The 20,422-nt window shown below is 33.9% G+C and carries 17 protein-coding genes and 1 pseudogene; 14 read left to right on the forward strand and 4 right to left on the reverse strand.

What is annotated here, in order from left to right:
• Positions 1 to 14: 14 nt before the first annotated feature.
• Together ACFVQC_RS18990 and ACFVQC_RS18995 are read left to right on the forward strand one after the other, a co-directional pair.
• Positions 15 to 551, forward strand: coding sequence for a hypothetical protein (locus tag ACFVQC_RS18990; protein ID WP_377893413.1), 537 nt, complete (start codon positions 15 to 17; stop codon positions 549 to 551).
• Positions 552 to 582: 31 nt separating this feature from the next.
• The gene (locus ACFVQC_RS18995; RefSeq protein WP_377893415.1) at positions 583 to 1,014 is read left to right on the forward strand and encodes an SMI1/KNR4 family protein; all 432 of its coding nucleotides are present in this window, start codon (positions 583 to 585) and stop codon (positions 1,012 to 1,014) included.
• A gap of 61 nt (positions 1,015 to 1,075) precedes the next feature.
• On the opposite strand, the gene ACFVQC_RS19000 is transcribed toward ACFVQC_RS18995, so the two are convergent.
• Positions 1,076 to 1,867, reverse strand: a complete 792-nt coding sequence (locus tag ACFVQC_RS19000) for a DUF4240 domain-containing protein (RefSeq protein ID WP_377893416.1) — start codon at positions 1,865 to 1,867, stop codon at positions 1,076 to 1,078.
• 205 nt (positions 1,868 to 2,072) lie between these two features.
• Between ACFVQC_RS19000 and ACFVQC_RS19005 the strand changes: the two genes are divergently transcribed.
• Both ACFVQC_RS19005 and ACFVQC_RS19010 read left to right on the forward strand, forming a co-directional pair.
• Complete coding sequence (locus ACFVQC_RS19005; protein ID WP_377898918.1) at positions 2,073 to 2,540, forward strand: NUDIX hydrolase; 468 nt, start codon at positions 2,073 to 2,075, stop codon at positions 2,538 to 2,540.
• 21 nt (positions 2,541 to 2,561) lie between these two features.
• Positions 2,562 to 3,206 carry an alpha/beta hydrolase gene (locus ACFVQC_RS19010; RefSeq protein WP_377893419.1) on the forward strand — a complete coding sequence of 215 codons (645 nt, stop codon included), beginning with the start codon at positions 2,562 to 2,564 and terminating at the stop codon, positions 3,204 to 3,206.
• Positions 3,207 to 3,257: 51 nt separating this feature from the next.
• On the opposite strand, the gene ACFVQC_RS19015 is transcribed toward ACFVQC_RS19010, so the two are convergent.
• Complete coding sequence (locus ACFVQC_RS19015) at positions 3,258 to 5,201, reverse strand: GTP-binding protein (protein WP_377898919.1); 1,944 nt, start codon at positions 5,199 to 5,201, stop codon at positions 3,258 to 3,260.
• A 263-nt stretch (positions 5,202 to 5,464) separates the two neighbouring features.
• Between ACFVQC_RS19015 and ACFVQC_RS19020 the strand changes: the two genes are divergently transcribed.
• The 3 genes from ACFVQC_RS19020 to ACFVQC_RS19030 are packed head-to-tail and all read left to right on the forward strand — an operon-like array spanning position 5,465 to position 6,888.
• Positions 5,465 to 5,893, forward strand: a complete 429-nt coding sequence (locus ACFVQC_RS19020; RefSeq protein ID WP_000204168.1) for a MarR family winged helix-turn-helix transcriptional regulator — start codon at positions 5,465 to 5,467, stop codon at positions 5,891 to 5,893.
• A gap of 18 nt (positions 5,894 to 5,911) precedes the next feature.
• Positions 5,912 to 6,550, forward strand: coding sequence for a nitroreductase family protein (locus ACFVQC_RS19025; protein WP_377898920.1), 639 nt, complete (start codon positions 5,912 to 5,914; stop codon positions 6,548 to 6,550).
• 44 nt (positions 6,551 to 6,594) lie between these two features.
• A complete protein-coding gene (locus tag ACFVQC_RS19030) occupies positions 6,595 to 6,888 on the forward strand; it encodes a putative quinol monooxygenase (RefSeq protein WP_264538615.1) in 294 nt (97 codons plus the stop codon).
• A gap of 50 nt (positions 6,889 to 6,938) precedes the next feature.
• Here ACFVQC_RS19030 and ACFVQC_RS19035 read toward each other — a convergent pair.
• Positions 6,939 to 7,052, reverse strand: a pseudogene (locus ACFVQC_RS19035) (MerR family transcriptional regulator); the annotation flags it as partial.
• Between the two features lie 314 nt (positions 7,053 to 7,366).
• On the opposite strand from ACFVQC_RS19035, the gene ACFVQC_RS19040 reads away from it, so the two are divergent.
• The 5 genes from ACFVQC_RS19040 to colA all read left to right on the forward strand — a co-directional run bounded on the left by ACFVQC_RS19040 (position 7,367) and on the right by colA (position 15,398).
• Complete coding sequence (locus ACFVQC_RS19040; RefSeq protein WP_377898921.1) at positions 7,367 to 7,873, forward strand: DUF3902 family protein; 507 nt, start codon at positions 7,367 to 7,369, stop codon at positions 7,871 to 7,873.
• Between the two features lie 454 nt (positions 7,874 to 8,327).
• Positions 8,328 to 9,494: a serine hydrolase domain-containing protein gene (locus ACFVQC_RS19045; RefSeq protein WP_377898922.1), complete on the forward strand. Its 1,167-nt coding sequence runs from the start codon at positions 8,328 to 8,330 to the stop codon at positions 9,492 to 9,494.
• A 381-nt stretch (positions 9,495 to 9,875) separates the two neighbouring features.
• Positions 9,876 to 11,630, forward strand: a complete 1,755-nt coding sequence (locus tag ACFVQC_RS19050; protein ID WP_377893436.1) for an adenine deaminase C-terminal domain-containing protein — start codon at positions 9,876 to 9,878, stop codon at positions 11,628 to 11,630.
• Positions 11,631 to 11,743: 113 nt separating this feature from the next.
• Entirely contained in the window at positions 11,744 to 12,250 is a 507-nt protein-coding gene (locus ACFVQC_RS19055; protein ID WP_377893438.1) for a hypothetical protein, read from the forward strand.
• Positions 12,251 to 12,761: 511 nt separating this feature from the next.
• A complete protein-coding gene (gene colA / locus ACFVQC_RS19060; protein ID WP_377898923.1) occupies positions 12,762 to 15,398 on the forward strand; it encodes a collagenase ColA in 2,637 nt (878 codons plus the stop codon).
• Positions 15,399 to 15,615: 217 nt separating this feature from the next.
• Here colA and ACFVQC_RS19065 read toward each other — a convergent pair whose 3' ends face one another.
• Positions 15,616 to 16,995 carry a catalase gene (locus tag ACFVQC_RS19065; protein ID WP_377898924.1) on the reverse strand — a complete coding sequence of 460 codons (1,380 nt, stop codon included), beginning with the start codon at positions 16,993 to 16,995 and terminating at the stop codon, positions 15,616 to 15,618.
• A gap of 303 nt (positions 16,996 to 17,298) precedes the next feature.
• On the opposite strand from ACFVQC_RS19065, the gene ACFVQC_RS19070 reads away from it, so the two are divergent.
• Together ACFVQC_RS19070 and ACFVQC_RS19075 are read left to right on the forward strand one after the other, a co-directional pair.
• A complete protein-coding gene (locus tag ACFVQC_RS19070) occupies positions 17,299 to 18,516 on the forward strand; it encodes an aspartate aminotransferase family protein (protein ID WP_377898925.1) in 1,218 nt (405 codons plus the stop codon).
• A gap of 355 nt (positions 18,517 to 18,871) precedes the next feature.
• Positions 18,872 to 20,419 carry a spore germination protein gene (locus ACFVQC_RS19075; RefSeq protein WP_377898926.1) on the forward strand — a complete coding sequence of 516 codons (1,548 nt, stop codon included), beginning with the start codon at positions 18,872 to 18,874 and terminating at the stop codon, positions 20,417 to 20,419.
• The last annotated feature ends 3 nt before the right edge of the window (positions 20,420 to 20,422 follow it).

Consider the following 20,422-nt stretch of genomic DNA (forward strand, 5'->3'; position numbering starts at 1 on the left):
GGATGGAGAGAAATATGATAGATCAATTAAAAAAGGTTAGAAAAAGGACGATAATTTTAACGGTTATAATCCTCTTGCTAACAGTCATTCTCGTAAGAAATAGTACGTGGTATATCTCTCGTTCCTTTTCTTCTGAATTTTTCCGATTGCCGATGCCTTTGGATAGTAAGGCAATTAAAGATTATGAAGGGGATGAGAAAAATTGGATTGAAATAGGGAATGGTGGATATTGGGAAGTGGTAGCGAATCGAATTATAGAAACGAAGCAATCGAAGGCAGAAGTAATCTCATTTTATCAAAAAATAGGGAAGTTTAAGTATCCCAATTCTAACGTGACCGGTGTAGAAATTCAGCTCTATTTTAAAGATGATAGTAAGGTAGTAGAAAACGAAAAGGGGAATTATTGCCTAGATAAGATGGGAGATATTCGTTATGTAAGTGAATATGCTATTGAAGATATAAAGAAAGAAAAACAACCAAATGATCCAGAGATGATAACATATGTGATACAAGTACATACCCAATTTGATTATTGGTATAAACTTGATTGAACATGAAGAACTATAGGAAGGATAAAAAGTTATGTGGAAAAACACTATTCACAGTATCTCATCAAACTTAAGCTTAAAAAATCCGGCTACGAAGGATGAGCTTACTGATATACAAAAATGTTTACATGTGGAATTACCAAATGATTTATATCAATTATTACAAGAAACAAACGGTATAGCAGGGGAATACGGAGATTTTATTTGGGATGCTTCAAAAATTAAAACTGAAAATATGAATATGAGAAATATAGTTGGTTTTAAGGATTTATATATGCCTTTTGACTGTTTATTATTCTTTGCTGATGGTGGAAATGGTGATTTGTTTGGCTATTCCATTTTGAATGGGATGGTACAAAGAGATGATATATACGTATGGAACCATGAAAATGATAGTAGAACGTGGATTGCTCCTTCGTTAGAAACTTTTATGGAGTGGTGGGAGAGTGGGAAGATAACAATTTAACCATAGTATCAATAAAAAACGCCTTGTTACTAAAGAAACAAGGCGTTTTTCGTATGTAAATCTACGACTCAATCGGATCTCCTCCATACAGTTCCCACAGCTTAGGAAACATCTTTTTCAAACCTTCTTCGTTATCTTGGTCCCAGTCGAATTCAATGTCGTCATTATGAGTCCTTTCATCAGTTAGTACATGGTAAAGCGTAAAGTAAGTATCATCTTCATCTCCTGTTTTTTCTGCATATACAGTGAAACCGAAATATAAAGAAAGTTCTTCAATGTTCGGAACGTCATACTCGCTCAGATTTTCTAACGCAGGAATTAACCGTTCTGGATCTTCAATACACGCTTCGTATGTTTCTTTTCCTTGATATAATAACCACCCGCGGAAGTAATCAAAACTATCATCCGAACAACCGCCCATAATAATATAAGCTGCTGCCCATAAGTGAGATGTATAGGAATCTTTCAAAATACGATGCATATGCGTATCAAAAGCTACAATTTCATGTACTGTACGTTTAGCGAGGTGAGAAGTGAGCCATTCTATTTGTTCTTCTTGGTCTTCGCCTTTCGTTTTTGCACGATTAAGTAGTTCCCAAAATTCTTCTTCTGTTATCGTTTTTTCTTTTATGTAATCTTCCCCAGGGCACGGGTCTGTATATCCTTTTTTATGTTTGGAAGCAACTAGTTTGTTAGCTTCTTTTATACATTCTTCTTCTGTTTCAAACTCTTTCGCTTTTACACTACCAGCTGTGCCGATTTTTCCATAAAACACAACATAATCTTTATCTTTCACAACGATTTTCCAAAACTTATTTGATTTTTCGTTTTGCTGGATTAATAACGTTTCCATTCGTACCCCCATAGTGTTTTTCTAGTGTGTATTGTGATTGTAACATATGTATATATACTTATAATGACAGAAATTTGCGTGTGTTTTTTTGAAAGTTCAAAAAACATTGAATGGAATAGAAATATTTAGTAATCTTATTTGTACAGGATATACATAATCGTTTTGTAATAATTCGGTATTTAAATAACATATAGGGGGATTAAGTATGGATCTAACGTTTAAAGTTGGGGAAACATGTTTTAATTACCGCGTCGGAGCAATTTGTAAACACGATAATAAAATACTCACTCTTCAAAATGAAGGCGAAGATTATTGGTACGTACCAGGCGGGCGCGTGAAAATGCTAGAAAATAGTGAAGATGCGTTAAGACGGGAGCTTGCAGAAGAACTAGGCGTTCCTATTGAAGTGAAAAGATTAATATGGTCAGTAGAAAGCTTCTTTACACTTTCTGAGCGAAAGTTTCATGAAATCAGTTTTTATTATGAAGTAGAGCTGCATGAATTACCTGCAAATGGGGTGGATCAATACATTCTTGAAGAAGAAGGAAGAACGTATGTATTTAAGTGGGTACCGGTGGAAGCGTTAGATGCATATAACTTACAGCCGGCATTTATAAAAGATAAAGTAAAGGACATGGCTATTCACGTAGAGCATATTCTTTTACAAAATTAAAGGCATTCGGAGGGGAAAACGGTGAAAGGGACTAAAAAAGAGATTCATATAGATGACAAAGTAATTCGTTACACACATATAGAAAAGGGCTCTAAAACGATTTGCTTTATGTTTTCAGGTTCCGGTTACAATTATGATAAGCCGTTATTTTATTATGCAACGATGTTAATGCTTGAAAATAAAATAGATGTAGTACATATTCATTATTCTTACGACGAACATGTATTGAATAAACCAATGGAAGAAATAACGAAAATAATGATGGATGATATTAATCCTATAATGAATGAAGTATTAAAAAGTAGGCAATATAGCAATTCGATATTTTTAGGGAAATCACTTGGAACAATCCCGATTGCCAATGGTGTAATGAAGAGAGAAGAATACTTACAGTCAAAAATGATATTACTTACACCTTTACTGACGTTTGATTCGATTTTTGATTCCATCTTACATAGTCATCACGATGGGCTTTTAGTAATTGGAGACAAAGATCATCAATACAATGCAAATCAAATGGATCAATTAGAACAATCTAATTTAAAGATTGAAATTGTCAAAAATGCAAATCATTCTTTAAATGTTGGGGAATTTGAAACGGAGAATTCAATTGTAGCTATAGCAAAAGTAATAGAACAACTTAAAGAAGTTGTAAGGACAAACTAATTTAAGTTTCAATACAGGCAAAAAGAGGTGCAATTTGCACCTCTTTTTTATTTAATAAGCCTTCAACACATGAAGCAAATAATCCTTCCGATTCAACGGATTAAAGTCAACGCGTTTTCGAGTAGGGAAGGGAGCCTTCAGCTTTGTGAAACCAGTTGGCTTTGCTGTAAAGATACCTTCTCCTTCTGTAAATGAATGTAGCATTCGTTTAAAAATCTCTGTTTTCGCAACAGGTAATGATCCTGTTAAATGATAAGAGTCATTATGCAGCATAGGTTCTGCGAATGCTGCTGGAAGGGCAGATAGTTTATACATTGCGGTACTAATTGCGTGCTCTGGTACAGTTAATTCAAATTCGTTTAATGGCTCAAATACACATGTTTCAGCTTGCTTTAAAGCGTCCATTAATACGAGCGGTGTTAAATTTCTAAAGTCACTCGCAGTTGTAACAGGGCTGGCATAGCCGGTATGTGTTAGCGTGACGATAATATCTGTAACTTCCCAACCGTATAAACCTTGTTTTAACGTTTGAAATACAGTATCTTCAATCGCTTTATGAAATGCTAAAGGCAGTGAGCCAAGCTCAACACCTAAGTTATACGTTATGCCAGAGTTAAGTTCACCACGTTCAACTTTGAAACCAATTGTTGCGTAAAAAGGATTCTCTTTTTCACCCATTACTTCAACGCTATCTCCTATACCAACTGGCTTTTCAACACATACAACTCGTGTATTTGAAAAAGTAACCTGTAAATTATATTTCTCATGAAGTGTCGTTTCAATCACTTCTTTTTGCACTTCACCGAAAAGGCGAATATATAGTTCATTATGCACATCGTCTTTCCACACTTTAATGAGAGGATCTTCTTCACATAGTTCCATAAGAGCAGCGTATAAATCATGAATTCGCTCTTTAGGTACGGCATCAATTGCAGCCTCCATTTGCGGTTCGGCAAAGTGAATATCCTTTATATAATCTGTCCGTTCACCGATAATATCACCAATTTTAACATTCGTAAGTCCCCACACTTTGCAAAACTCTCCACTTTGAACAGTAGAAGCTTGAATTGCATTTCCATTATGAAATATGCACATTTTTTTAATCTTTTCTTTATGTGACAGAGACTCACTGCGCTGAATATCAACATATTTTCTAACGTGTAAACAACCAGAAAAAACTCTTACATAAGCAATCTTTTCCCCAGAAGATTCGCGTTCAATTTTAAAAACAACACCGGATAATGTTTCATCTTGTGCCGATTTAGTAGTTGGAATTAAGGCTGAAATGTTTTCAAGTAGTTCAGTTACACCTATACCTGTCATTGCTGAACCAAAAAAGATAGGGAACACATTTGCTTGCTGTATTTGTTTTTCTAGTTCTTTTCTTAATAGCTCATCTGAAATTATTTTGTTATTTACATATGATGCAAGCAAGGACTCGTTATATGGTGCTACTCGTTCCATACAATCGTCATATGATTTATATTCAATAATCCGTGCTTCTTTTGTTCCTTCGTTTTTTACAGAGTAGAAGGGGAATACTTCATTTGAAAGAATCTCTTTTATTTGTTTCACAACTTTTTCAGTATTTGCGCCACTGCGGTCTATTTTATTTACAAATAAAACAGTCGGTATGTGTAGTTTCTGTAATGTCCGCATTAAAATCTTTGTCTGTGCCTGCACGCCTTCAACGGCAGAAATAACTAAAATTGCACCGTCTAGTACGCGAAATGATCGTTCCACTTCAGCGATAAAATCAGCATGTCCAGGTGTATCAATAACATTTACTTTTAAATCATCAATAAAGAAAGAAACGACAGATGCTTTAATCGTAATTCCGCGTTGTCTTTCTAATTCCATTGAGTCAGTTTGCGTATTGCCACTATCTACTCGGCCAACTTCTTTAATCACATTCGTTTCATAAAGAATACGCTCAGTCAAACTCGTCTTGCCAGCGTCTACGTGCGCGACAATCCCTATATTTATTGTTGTCATATATGAATATCCTCATTTCATTTTCCATTTTTAATTCCTCATTTCTATTTGTGTATTGCCGCATTACAATCACTCTCCAGTCATTTAAATTATTACTATTATAATGTGATTTACATTTTTTGTAACGCTACAAAGCGCCTTAATTTGGAAAAATAAAAAGAAAACAAAATGCTTGCATTATAAATCGATATAGATTATATTAATTGACATATCAACTATTGATGCATCAAACGTTTTTGGTTTGGATGTAAAGGAGGGTTAATTTGACAAGTTCATGCTCAAAAGAAGCAATAATTTTATATAAATTACACTTCCTCAATAAAGAAGTAAGTTCGAAGTTTGAAGGTTGTACGGGTATGAGTCAATCTAGACTAGAGCTTATACTTCAGTTATATGAAGTAGATGAAATTAGTCAAAAAGCACTTCAGCAAGAAGTGAATATTGATAATGCCGCGATTACGAGGCATTTAAAACAGCTGGAAGCAAACGGAATGATTACAAGACGTAAAAATCCAGATGATAACAGAATTACGTTAGTTTCTCTTACAGAAGAGGGGCGAAATAAAATTCAAGTGTATCAAGAGGAAAAAGAGCGTTTCGCTACTTCAGCATTTAAAGGATTAAGTGAAGAAGAGCGCGACAATCTTTTAACGATGTTAGACCGCATTCAAGAAAATATAAAAGAACTTTAAAAAAGGGAGAATACAACTATGACTAACTCAGTAAAAACAAATGATTTTAACGAAATTTTAACAGGACGTCGTTCAATTCGTAAGTACGATCCTTCAGTGAAAATTAGTAAAGAAGAGATGACTGAAATTCTTACAGAAGCAACACTTGCACCATCTTCTGTAAACATGCAACCATGGAGATTCTTAGTTATTGAAAGTGACGAAGCAAAAGCAACACTTGCGCCACTTGCGAAATTCAATCAATCTCAAGTAGAAACATCTTCAGCAATGATCGCTGTATTTGGTGACTTAAACAACTTTGATAACGCAGAAGAAATTTACGGTACAGCAGTAGAGCGTGGTTTAATGCCAGCTGAAGTAAAAGAAGATCAAATGCAAAAACTTTCAGGTTACTTCTCAATGGTTACGCCAGAAGTAATGAAAGATACAGTTTTAATTGATGGTGGTCTTGTAGCAATGCAATTTATGCTAGCAGCTCGTGCTCACGGCTATGACACTTGTCCAATCGGTGGATTTGAAAAAGACCAAATCGCAGAAGCGTTCGGATTAGATAAAGAGCGTCACGTACCAGTAATGTTAATTTCAATCGGAAAAGCTGCTGACGGTGGTTATCCATCAGTACGTCTTCCAATTGAAAAAGTTGCTGAGTGGAAGTAATTTTATACAAATAGAAATAAGTGAGATATGAGAGGGGAAACACCATGATTATTATTCACGCAATATTTCAAGTGAATCCAGCAAAACAACAATCATTTTTAGAAGAAATTCAGCCACTACTTCATGGGTCAAGAGAAGAAAGTGGAAATGTATCTTACGATTTATATAAAGATACTGAAAAAGAAAGTGTTTATACGATGGTAGAAGTATGGAAAGATAAAGAAGCAGTTGCGAGTCATAATACGAGTGAACACTATACTTCTTTCGTTAGCAAAGCACCACAATTTTTAACTGCTCCGCTTAATATAAAAGTGTTTAATGGAGAGTTAGTAAAATAATAAGGTAGAAAAAGATGACTTTAGCTTATGGCTTAGGTCATTTTTTTTATTTCAATCTGCCATAACATTGAAGGGCTTATATGAGCTAATTCAGCTAAACTTTTACTAGTTAATTCTGCACTTTTTTTAAACGACACGATTTTTTGATCAACATTCTTCTTAATGTATATAAGGCCTTCAAATAAGTAAAGAAACTAATTATAAATTAACTGTATTTACTTATACTTAATGGCGTGTTAATGTATACTTAATTTTAATAAATTATAAATTATTTTTAAGTATCTCTGCCAATGTGAAAACATCCACAAACTGTATGCAACTTCTTGTAGAGCATTGTTTCTTAAATTTTTCATGTAATTATCTTTATTTTATTAATATAGAATGAAAAAGAGATGTAATAGAGCTAAAGGGTTAACTGGTGGCGTGTAAATAAAAAGTTATAATTTATTTTTAAACTTTTTAAGGGTGTGAAAATATAATGAAACCGGTATTGAAAAGCATACTTATTTCCTTTGCTTTTTCTGCAGTAGGGATGTGTTGGCTGCTGTTCATGTTATTTAGAGGGGGCGGAGACTGGCTATTGTCTTGGATAGGTGTATTAATGGCATATTTATCTTTATACACTTTAATAGATTTATATTGTAAAAATACATACGAAAAAATATTAAATAAATTGCTTATAAAATCAACAGTTACTACCTTTAGTTTTGGAGTATTAGGAATCACATTTGGTATAATACACGAGCTATTAACACCATGGAGTCTCAGTTTAATGGTATGGTATTGGTTGCTAATTCTACTTTTATTTTTAACGACCATAATATTATTAGTTATTTTAGTATTGGTAAATCGTAAGAATCATAATTTTACCGTGGGATATAGTATACTTATACTTCTAAATATATTTCTTACGTTAGGACCAGTATTGTGGCCACTATTTCTTACTATTCTTGGAAATGGTATGAATGCTAGTGCAGGATGGTAAAAGTGAATAAAGATTAGTAGTTTAAAAAAGTGAATGAAATAAAAAGTTGATATAGGGTTTTAAGTAAGTAAGAGAACGTGTTTTGATAAATTGAAAACACGTTCTTTTTTTATTGTTAATCTTAATATGAACTCATTATATTCATAAGATAATCCAGTCAGGATAAAATATATGTTATTGAAACAAACGTATATGTACCTTTGAAGCGAACACAATTAATGAATCATCTTAAAAATAATAAAGGCGAGGTGGAATGAAAATAAGGGCAGTTAAGTGACTGTCCTTATTTTTATTTTACCTTTTTAGTTTCATACAAAACTCTTTCTCAGCTTATCGTATCAAGATTTGAACGTAAGTATTTCGTAAGGAATGGATAAGAAAAAAGAGAGATTTATCATATAGGATTAGAGTATAACTTGAATCAATACGATATTAATAGAGGAGTGAAAGCCTTATGAAAAAATGTAATTCAATTAAGTTAGCAAGTTTGGCAGTTTTATTAGCGGGTACTACTCTATTCACACCAGGTTTTACTGTGAAAGCAGAGTCTGTTCAAAATTTATCTAGTCCGTCACAATCACATGATCAAAAGAACCGAAATGGTTGGAAACAAGTAATGCAGGAAACAGTACAGCTTGGAACGCCAGGGATATTAGCTAAGACGTCTAACAACGGAAAAACTAGTAGTTATACTGCTGGCGTGGCGGATTTAAGTACAAAGCAACCGATGAAATCGGATTATCGCTTTCGGATTGGTAGTGTGACGAAGACTTTTACTGCTACGACTGTTCTTCAATTAGTAGGAGAAAATCGCGTACAACTTGACGATCCAATTGAAAAGTGGCTACCGGGTCTCATTCAAGGAAATGGGTATGATGGCAATCAAATTACGATACGTCAACTTTTGAATCATACGAGTGGTATAGCTGAATACTTAAAGTCAAAAGACGCTGACATAATGAATTCAAAAAAAACGTATACAGCAGAAGAAATAGTGAAAATGGGGCTTTCTCTACCGCCTGATTTTTCGCCAGGTAAGGGGTGGTCGTATTCAAACACAGGATACGTAATATTAGGAATGCTTATTGAAAAAATAACTGGAAATAGTTATGCAGAAGAAATTGAAAAGCGAATTATTGAACCTTTGGATCTGTCAAATACGTTTTTACCAGGGAATTCAACAGTTATCCCAGGAAAGAATCATGCTCGAGGGTATATGAAAATTGAAGGAACAAGCGAGTTGAAAGACATAACGTATTATAATCCGAGTTTAGCTAAGTCAGCTGGAGATATGATTTCTAATGCGGACGATTTAAATAAGTTCTTTTCATCTTTACTCGGTGGTAAGTTACTGAGGGAAAATCAACTAAAAGAAATGCTTACCACAGTTCCTGTAGAAGGAAAAGGTGTTGGTGATGGATATGGTCTTGGAATCTATGAGACTAAACTTCCAAACGGTGTTTCAATTTGGGGTCACGGAGGGGCAATTCTTGGATTTACAACTTTTGCTGGGGGAGTAATTGGAGGCAAACATACATTGTCTGTCAGTATTAACTCTTTAGGTGCGATTGATATTGGTACGCAGTTTAATAAAATGATGCAAATTGAATTTAATAAATAGAAAAAGAAAGTGAATTGGATTCTGCTATAGTTGTATATAAAAGAGATGGTTTTGAATTTTGTAAATATGAACAGTGTTAGCATTTATGATATGGCATCAAGTTTATGTGGAACATAAATACGATATAACTGTATTTCAAAGTGAAAGTCAATCTTATAGCTTACTATAAAAATAAAAAGGATGTCAGTTGCATGACATCCTTTTTATTTTGGAGCAAAGAGGTATACCTTTAATTCTGAAAATTGTTATTTTTGCAACCATTCCATATAATAAAGGTTATAGGGATTTATACAGGGGAGTTATGAATGGAGAATACTTTAGTTGATTAACTATTGCTCGTTTTAACCAATATAACAATTAATAGATTTGGAGTTGAGTACATTGGGACAAAATCATTATAAATGGAGTAATAAGCAATTACGAGAACATGTTGAAGTACTAGATGGCACGAGAAGTCCGCACATTTTATTAAAGAATGCAACGTATTTAAATTCATACTTACGTGAATGGACGATAGCGAATATTTGGGTATATGATGATCGAATTGTATACGTAGGAGAAAAACTGCCAGAGCGATTAACTGATTGTGAAGTTATTGATTGCGAAGGGAAATATGTAGTTCCTAGTTACATAGAACCGCATGCACATCCATATCAATTATATAATCCAGAAACTTTAGCAAATCATGCGATGCAATTTGGGACAACAACTTTTATTAATGATAATTTAACTTTATTTTTTACATTACAACGTGAAGAAGCTTTTCGTTTATTAGATGAATTTAAAAAGATTCCGGCAAGTATGTATTGGTGGTGTCGTTTTGATGGGCAGACTGAGCTGCAAAACGGGGAATCTTTATTTAATAGTGAAGAAATAATAGAATGGTTAAAGCATGAAGCGGTTCTTCAAGGCGGCGAGTTAACAGCATGGCCAAAACTATTACATGGCGATGATGAAATGTTAAATTGGGTGCAGGAAACAAAACGATTACAGAAAAAAGTAGAAGGACATTTTCCGGGGGCATCTGAAACGACTTTAGCAAAGTTAAAACTATTAGGTACGGATTGTGATCATGAAGCGATGACTGGACAAGAGGCGTTAACTCGGCTCATGCAAGGTTATACTGTTTCTCTAAGAAACTCTTCTATTCGGCCGGATTTAGAAGTTTTACTGAAAGAACTATTGGAATTAGGTGTGAAACAATTTGATAGATTCATTTTCACAACAGACGGTTCACATCCGTCATTTTATGAAAATGGAATGACGAATAGACTGATAGAAATAGCGATTGAGCAAGGGATTCCGGTAATAGATGCTTACCATATGGCAAGCTATAACATTGCTCGTTATTATAATATGGAGTATTTACATGGCGCGATTGCCACAGGGAGAATCGCCAATATTAATATTTTGGAAAGTAAAGAAAACCCGGTGCCGATTAGTGTAATTGCAAAAGGACAATGGATGAAACGTGATGGAGAAAATAAAAATAAATCATTACGTATAGAATGGGATGAATTTCAAGTAACCCCTCTACAACTAGACTGGTCTTTAAAGAAAGAAGATATGATTTTTTCTGAAACAACAGGTATAAAATTATTAAATGATGTTATTTCAAAACCATATGTAACTGAAATCGACTTAAACGTTGAGGAACTTTCCATGGAACATGATGAATGTTTCCTAATGATGATTGCCCGCGATGGTACTTGGCGAGTGAATACAGTTGTGAAAGGCTTTGCGAATGAATTAGGAGGTCTTGCTAGCTCTTATTCCGGTACAGGTGACATCATTCTTATTGGAAAAAGGAAAGAAGATATGCTTACAGCCTTTCATAGAGTAAAAGAGCTCGGTGGCGGTATGGTAATAGCAGAAAGAAATGAAGTGTTACACGAAATTGCATTACCGTTACTCGGGATTATGTCCGATTTAAAAATGAGCGCATTAATACATAAAGAGAAAATGATGGTGAAATTACTGCAAGAACGAGGTTATTCTTATAACGATCCAGCATTTACGATTTTATTCTTTTCTGCGACGCACTTGCCATTTATACGAGTAACACCTATAGGATTATATGATGTGAAAAGTAGTAAGGTACTTGCGTCACCGGTGAACTTGATAAAGCAATATTAAAAGGAAAGGACCTATAAAAAGTCTATTTTATAGGTCCTTTCTCATGCTTAGTATAAGAATATCGTAAGCCTCAAATAATATAGTATCTAAATTATTTGAGGTGATATGTAAGAATGAAAAAAATATTGTATATTTTAAGCGTCTTTGTTTTATGTGGATCTATTCAACATGTTGTACATTCCCAATCAGATGCATCAAGGTTATCTTCAGATTGTCTAGAGGAAAGTAAAATTCGTGATGAAAAGTATGTGAAAAACATAATGAAGGACATCAAATCTACTTTCGATATAAATATTAATGAAGGTGAGTTTATGGAAGTAAGTAAAAGTGATTTAGAGGCTGCGCATTTGATGTATGGTGGACGGGAAAATGATTCTTATTATAATTCGTTAACGAAAGTTTTTTCTAATGGAGGATATAGGGGAGATCTGAGATTATACGTAAAACCGTTCGAGGCTTTCTTACTATATAAAGAAATAGACGATACAAATGTTATGAAGCATTTGAAACTACAAAAAGGAGAATGGGTAGTAATCGAAACAAAAAAGAAACAAGGAAAGATTGTTGAATACAAACCGTTACAATGTGAAAAAGACTATATGAAAAAGAGAAATGAGTAGCATAACATATAATGGTGTAACGAAATACTAATTAATGTTGTTTTTATCCGCTGAAAGCTCGCTATAGAAGAAGGTATGTATACATATTAACCTTATGTATACTTACCTTCTTTTTTTGAGGTTATTAACATTTAGGATGGTGTATATTGCAAATTACTTGCTAGTAAATGTGCTTATAATTTTCAACGGATCTTTTTATCATAAAAAGAGAGCGGAGTTTGTGTCAAAAGATTTATACATTGCTGAACCATCTATGTATATTTTATTCTACAGTATTAATAAAAGAATGTTGGCTATTCATAAGAAATATCATTGGCACAGTTTTTGCTTGTATTAAATGTAAAGAAGGGGAATTGTATTTAAGGAGTCTGTATTCGTAATAGTATAAAACAAGCTACTATTGCATCATTGATCATACTTGTATTTATAGCGGAACTGTAAGTACATACAAATAAGTATGTTCTGGTTTTAAAATTCAGAATTTTCTTTTAAATTATTAGGGGGCAATGGTATGGTTAAATATTCAAAAATTTCTAAGCTGATTCTTGGTGTGGGACTAGTGACAATATCATGCAATGGTTTGCAAATTCAAGCAGAGACAAAAGAGAAAAATGTGAAGAACGTATTACAAATGGAGCCGGTAGGAATACAGAAATCCGTTGATGAGTTGGCGCACTCTTCAACAGTACAAGAAAATGCATCTTTTACAAAACGGTTAAAGTTAGCGGATTTATCGCAGCGCCCACTAGCACCAACCGATAATATTAAACCGTTAGCTGAAGAAAAAAAGTATTCGATGGCCGAACTAAATCAATTAAGCAACAAACAATTAACTGATCTTCTTGTGACGATTAAATGGTATCAAATCCCGGAGTTATTTCAGTTTAATAGTGATAGTCTCAAGTTCTATCAAGATGATAGTCGAATGCAAGCAATCACTGATAAACTAGCAGAACAAGGTCAAACTTATACGAAAGATGATTCAAAAGGGATTGAAACATTAGTAGAAGCTCTACGTGCAGCATTTTATTTAGGTTTTTACCATGATGAATTAAGCAAACTAAATGAGCGTAGCTACCATGATAAATGTTTACCGGCTTTAAAAACAATTGCAAAAAATCCGAATTTCAAACTTGGTACATCAGAACAAAATAAAGTTATTTCATCGTATGGAAAATTAATTGGAAATGCATCGGCTGATGTTGAAACGGTTTTATATGCAGGTGAAATTTTTAAACAATATAACGATAATCTTGCAACTTTCATTGAAGATCGAACGAAAGGAGACGCTATTTATGAGTTGATGAAGGGAATTGACTTTGATATTCAGACGGATATGTACACGACTGAAAAAGAGCCAAAAGATACGATGTGGTATCGAAATATTGATAACTTTATAAATGAAGTAAATCGTTTTGCACTAATTGGTACAGTAACAAATAAAAACGGCTGGTTAATTAATAATGGAATTTATTATGCTGGTCGATTAGGCAAGCTTTATAGTACACCAACAAAAGGCCAGCAAGTTGTTACCGAAGCGATGAGGATTTATCCACATTTTGGGGAGCAATATTTTGTTGCGGCAGAACAAATTACTACAAATTACGGAGGAGTAGATGCGAACGGAAAAACAATAAATTTAGATCAAATTCGAGAAGATGGTAAAAAGAAATATTTACCGAAAACGTATACGTTTGATGATGGAGCAATTGTCTTTAAAGCTGGGGATAAAGTTAGTGAAGAGAAAATTAAGCGTCTATACTGGGCGGCAAAAGAAGTTCGTTCTCAATTTTATCGTACAGTTGGTAGTGATAAACCACTTGAAAATGGACATGCTGATGACGTGTTAACGATGGTTATTTATAATAGTCCAGATGAGTATCAATTTAATCGTCAACTGTACGGATATGAAACGAATAATGGTGGGATTTATATTGAAGGAACAGGGACTTTCTTTACATATGAACGTACACCACAGCAAAGTATTTATAGTTTGGAAGAATTGTTCCGCCATGAATTTACGCACTACTTACAGGGAAGATACGAGGTTCAGGGATTATGGGGACAAGGGGAAATGTATCAAGATGAACGTTTAACATGGTTTGAAGAAGGGAATGCAGAGTTCTTTGCAGGTTCAACGCGATTAGATAGTGTAGTACCGCGAAAAAGTATAATTGGTGGATTATCTTATGATCCTGCAAAACGTTATACAGCATCACAAACATTAAATGCGAGATATGGAACGTGGGATTTTTATAACTATTCGTTTGCATTGCAATCATATATGTATAATAACCGTCCTGAAATGTTCGATAAAGTGCATGATTTAATTCGTGCAAATGATGTTTCAAGTTACGATGCATACCGTTCTACATTAAGCAAAGATAATAAATTAAATGAAGAATATCAATCTTATATGCAAATGCTTATTGATAATCGTGATAAGTATACAATTCCACAAGTATCAGATGAGTATTTAACTCAGCATGATCCAAAATCGCTTTCGGACGTTACGTCAGAGATCACAAATGAAGCAAAGTTAAAAGATGTGAAGGTAACAAAAAATAAATCACAATTCTTTAATACATTTACACTACAGGGAACATATACAGGAAGTGCGGCAAAAGGAGAAATTGAGGACTGGAAAGTGATGAATCAAGCAACGAATGATATGTTGAAACGTCTTTCAGGAAAAGAGTGGACTGGATATAAAACATTGACTGCTTATTTTGTAAATTACCGTGTTAATAATGCTGGACAATTTGAATATGATGTTGTACTTAGTGGAGTGAATACAGAAGAAGGTACGGCTGTAGAAAAAGAACCGAATAATTCATTTGAAACAGCGAATCCACTATCTTTAAATACGTTACTAAGAGGAAACTTAAGCGATCAAGATCAGGTTGACCGATTTGTTATTGATGTAAAGGACCCAAAAGATTTACAAATTACTATTACGAACGAACAAAACATTGGATTGAACTGGGTACTATATTCTGAATCAGACTTAAATAATTATGTAACTTACGCAACAAAACGTGATGGAAACAAATTGCTTGGAAATTATAATGCGAAGCCAGGGAAATATTATTTAAGTGTATATAAATATGGCGGGGGAACAGGGAATTATACAGTGGAAGTAAAATAGTTTACTATAGTTGGTTTGAGAGGCTGCTAGTTGTATTTTTTAGCGAAGTAAAGCATTTAATGTTAAATATTAAACTACTTCAATATACCCCTGTTCTATAATTAGAGCAGGGGTATATTGGCTTTATATTTTAAAATTAAATAACCTCATTGGATTTTGACAAGAAAATAATTAATATAGATTTGAATTCTCATTCGTAAAGCATGTTTTAATCTTCTTAATGCTCTTTCATTTTTGTCTCAATGCTTGTTTTCAAATCAGTTGATACTTGATTGAAATACCCCATAACTATCTTTCTAATATCCTCAGATATAACTTTCAAATTATTAGCTAAATTTTCAGCAAGATGTTCTTTTTCTATCGGTTGTAACTTCGTATAAAATTCACCAGCCTGCTTAAAGTCATCCTGTTTAGTTATAGAAATCCTTTCGAGTTTTCCTTCAACGTACCTTCCGTCACCGCTTGTTATTTGATTAGCGGGTGTCCAATTTTGCTGTTGGTTGACCGCTATTTTACGAAATTCGGGTCCAATTCTTCTTCTTTGAGAATCACTATAAATGTTAGCACGACCTTGTAGCATTTTATCATCAGACAATTCTGCACCATCCAGTAAATTAGAAGGAGAGAAGGACACTTTTTCTACTTGTTCCATATAATTTTCAGGATTTTTATTTAACACCATTTTACCGACTGGTATTAGAGGATAAGCCTTTTCATCCCATACTTTTGTATCATCTAAAGGATCATAAGAAAGATGTGCTTCATCTTTTGGATCCATGAGCTGGACATATAAACCATATTCGACTGGTTTACCAGCCTCAATTGCATCGTATAAATCTTTCCCACTATAATCAGGGTTTTCCGCAGCTAGTTTATTTGCTTCCGCACTAGTAATGAATTGTACACCTTCAAATGGATACCAATGATACTTTATATATTTTCGATTACCTTCAGCGTTTCTCCAAACATATGTATTTACACTATGTCCTGGGATGTGGCGAAGACTTTTTGCGGTACCAGCATCAGAGTATAAATGGACAACAAAATGAATGGATTCGGGTGCTGTAGCGACAAAACTCCAAAATCTATTAGGGTCTATTAAGTTATTTTTAGGTGAAGGTAAGAGTGCTTTAATAGTCTCAGGGAAACGCATCGGATCACGAACGGAAAAGACAGGAATGTGATTACATAAAAGATCAAATACGCCTTCTTTTGTATAAAATTTTGTAGCAAAACCGCGTACATTTCTAGCAGTATCAGGTGTTCCTTTCGTACTAACAGCAAATGAAAATCGAACCATAACAGGAACTTTCTCATTTGAATTTTGTAAAAAGCTCAGTTTTGTATGTTCAGACATCGGATATATCGTTTGAAAATAACCGAATGCACCGTAACCTTTTACATGAACAGGTCTTTCTAAAATTTTTTCATGAATAAATTCTTGTAACGCCTCATGCAGTACACTATCTTGCTTTAAAACAGGTCCACGTGAACCAACTGTTTGAGAGTGAAGTTTAGCTGGTTCATTACGTTCTCGATTTTTATTTAAGTCTTCTCCTAATAAAGATTGCCTCTGTTTATCATATTTTTCATTCATCGATTTAGCCTCCAAATTTTTTTCGTCGATTGTTACTAAATATGATTCTTTAGCCTTGATTATGTATTACATACAAAGTTCAAATTGGTAACATACCGCTAGATGAAAAAAACGCACATGCAGTGGACCTGTTGAAATAGAAGAAATTATGGAAAAATGAATATCGGGAAGAGAAATAACACGTTGTATTTAAGAGGTGGAAGAAAACCACTATTAAAATTTCAATCTTAAAAATTAATTTGTAAATGAATTTATAGATAATGAACATGAAAAACGGGAAAAAATAACTAGGAGGAATTTAACATGTCGGATTGGTTTCAATTAGATAAAGAATATATTATGCCTACGTATTGTCGTACGAAGGTTGCGATAGAAAGAGGAGAAGGTTGTAAACTTTATGATGTGGATGGTAAAGAGTATTTAGATTTATTTTCTGGTGTAGGAGTAAACGTATTAGGATACAATCACCCTAAAATTGTGCAAACGACCATGGAGCAAGTTACGAAGTCATTGCATCTTCCATTTCATTTTTTAAATCCAGTTGCGATTGAGTATGCAAAGAAATTAGTTGATTACTCTTTAAAAAATGGAAAAGTATTTTTTACAAACTCTGGTACGGAAGCGACAGAAACAACTTTAAAATTAATTGATAAATATAGATCTATTACGAATGAAGAACGTGACGGAGTCGTTGTACTAAAACGTAGTTTCCACGGACGAACATTAGGAGCTCTTCACTTTACAAGACAAGAAAGTATATATCAAAATTTCCCTAAAACATCCATTCCTGTATATGAAGTAGAACGAGAAAATTTAGAGGAACTAGAAAAAATAATTATTAATGAAAATCCAATTGCAATTATGCTAGAGCCTGTTTTAGGAAGCGGGGGGATTTATCCTTTATCAAGTGAATATTTACATGGTGTTCAATATCTATGTGATAAATATAATGTAATTCTAATTGTTGATGAAGTACAAAGTGGTATGGGCAGAACTGGAAAACTATTTGCTTATCAAAACTTCAATATTACACCGGATATTATTCAAATTGGTAAAGGAGCAGGAGGCGGGATACCGCTTGGAGGAATCATTGTAGGTGAAAAGTTATGTAATGTATTTTCACCAGGAGATCACGGAACAACATTTGCTCATTCATCAATCGGAACGGCTTTAGGTTTAACGGTATTAAAAACATTAATGGATGATGGTTTAATGCAAGAAGCTTATGAAACGTCATTATATTTAAATGGCAAACTACAAGAAATTCAGAAAGAAAATTCTTATTATATTCAGGAAGTACGTCATGCTGGTATGATGTTTGGTATTAGTGTGAATGATACGAATGAACATGTGAAGAAAATACAGGTAGAGCTAATGAACAAAGGGATGTTAGTCGATGTCACTCAAGGGAATATCATTCGTCTGCTTCCACCATATATTATTATAAAAGAAGAGATTGATGAATTCGTTAATGAATTTATTTCCTGCCTTACTAATTCAGCAGTCCTAGTAAGTAGTTAATGATAGTTTTTCCACGAACTTATTAAGGAATTAAAAATAATAAATCGTTTTGGAAATGAAAGGGGAACAGAGGTCCTTTTGAAGTAACATGCACGGGTAGTATCTATCGTATTTCAATGCGCTTTTGATGGTATGCATGTGTAATTATTATCGCAATGAATTTGACTATTTTTGAAGTGAAAAGCACGATACTATTCTTTTATGTTAATGAGAATAGTATCGTGCTTTTTTATGAATATACACGAAAAACCCTCTAGTAATAATTCAAAATTAAAGGCTTTAACTATTAGGATATTTTTCCTTTTTATATGCATACTAAACATACTATAGAAGGCACATAGAAAGTGAGGAAGTCATGGTTAAATTTCTGAAGCGGTTAAAATATAGAGGCAATCCTAGGGCATTTTCAATACCAGACAATACTCATTTTCAAAAACAAAATATAGAGGAAGTTATTCTAGGAGCTAATTTATCGGAAAATATAGATGAGATTCAGAACGTATTTCGTCAATCACCTGATTTAGTGATTCGTCGTTTTCAAATGACAGCAGATGGATTAGAAGCAGCTTTAGTGTATTTGTCTGGATTAACAGATAAACAATTGATTCAAAATAATGTTCTCTCCCGCTTGATGAATAGTACTTTTGATGTTAATACGGAACTTCCAATTACATTAGGACAAATTAAAATTATTAATACGTGGATTCAAATCGAAAATGCTATTTTGCAAGGAGACAGTGTTCTATTCATTCATGGCCAAACAAGAGCTCATCAATTGGATACGAAAGGATGGCCGCAAAGAAGTATTGAAGATGCTCATAACGAAATAGCTCTCAAAGGTGCGCATCAAGGGTTTATAGAAACTGGAGCTCAAAATATTGCAATGATTCGAAGATATATTCCTCATCGTGAATTAGTGATAAAAGAAATAATGATTGGTATGCGGAGCAAAACACAGATTTCTATTTTATATTTGAAAGATGTAGCCTCTGAAGAGGTGCTGAATGAATTAGAAACACGGATTCAAAATATTACGGTCGATGCAGTGGCTAGTAATGGAGAACTAGTTGAATTCATTGAAGATAATCCGTATTCGCCGTTTCCACAATTTATGTTAACTGAAAGACCTGATTTGGCAGTCTCTCACATACTACAGGGTAGGTTTGTAACTGTAATGGATCATTCGCCAAATGTATTAATTGCTCCAATAAATTTTATTTCCTTTTTTCAAGGTGTAGATGATTATGGTACAAGATGGTTAGTTGCGTCATTCATTCGTATACTTCGTTTTATTGCCTTTATGGTTGCTCTATTTTTGCCAGCGAGTTATGTTGCGTTTATCTCCTTTAATTTTGAAGTTATTCCTGTAGAGCTGTATTTATCTATTGCAGAGTCAAGAACACGTGTACCTTTTTCTCCGGTTATGGAAGCATTACTTATGGAAATAACGCTGGAAACGATGAGAGAAGGGGCCTTACGCATACCTACTCCGATTGGTCAGACAGTTGGAATTGTAGGAGGTATTATCATTGGACAAGCAGCTGTTCAGGCCGGAATTGTAAGTAACATTATGATTATTGTCGTTGCTGTTACAGCCATATCTTCTTTTATCATTCCTAACTATGATATGGGAGCTGCAGTTAGGCTTTTACGATTCCCTATGATGATCTTAGCTGCATTATTTGGAATTGTAGGGCTAGTTATTGGGTGGATGACATTAATTGGACATCTCATCAGTCTTGAATCTCTTGGAACTCCTTATGGAACACCGCTAGCACCGTTTCGCTTTGCGGATATGAAAGATACTTTTATACGCTTTCCCTTATGGGCGATAAGAAGGCGTCCTAAGGGTACAGGTGCGATTCAATCTATTCGACAAGGAAAGAATCAGAACAAAAGGTGAAAC

Source organism: Bacillus sp. NPDC057893, from assembly GCF_042796455.1.
In the GTDB taxonomy this organism is placed as follows: domain Bacteria; phylum Bacillota; class Bacilli; order Bacillales; family Bacillaceae_G; genus Bacillus_A.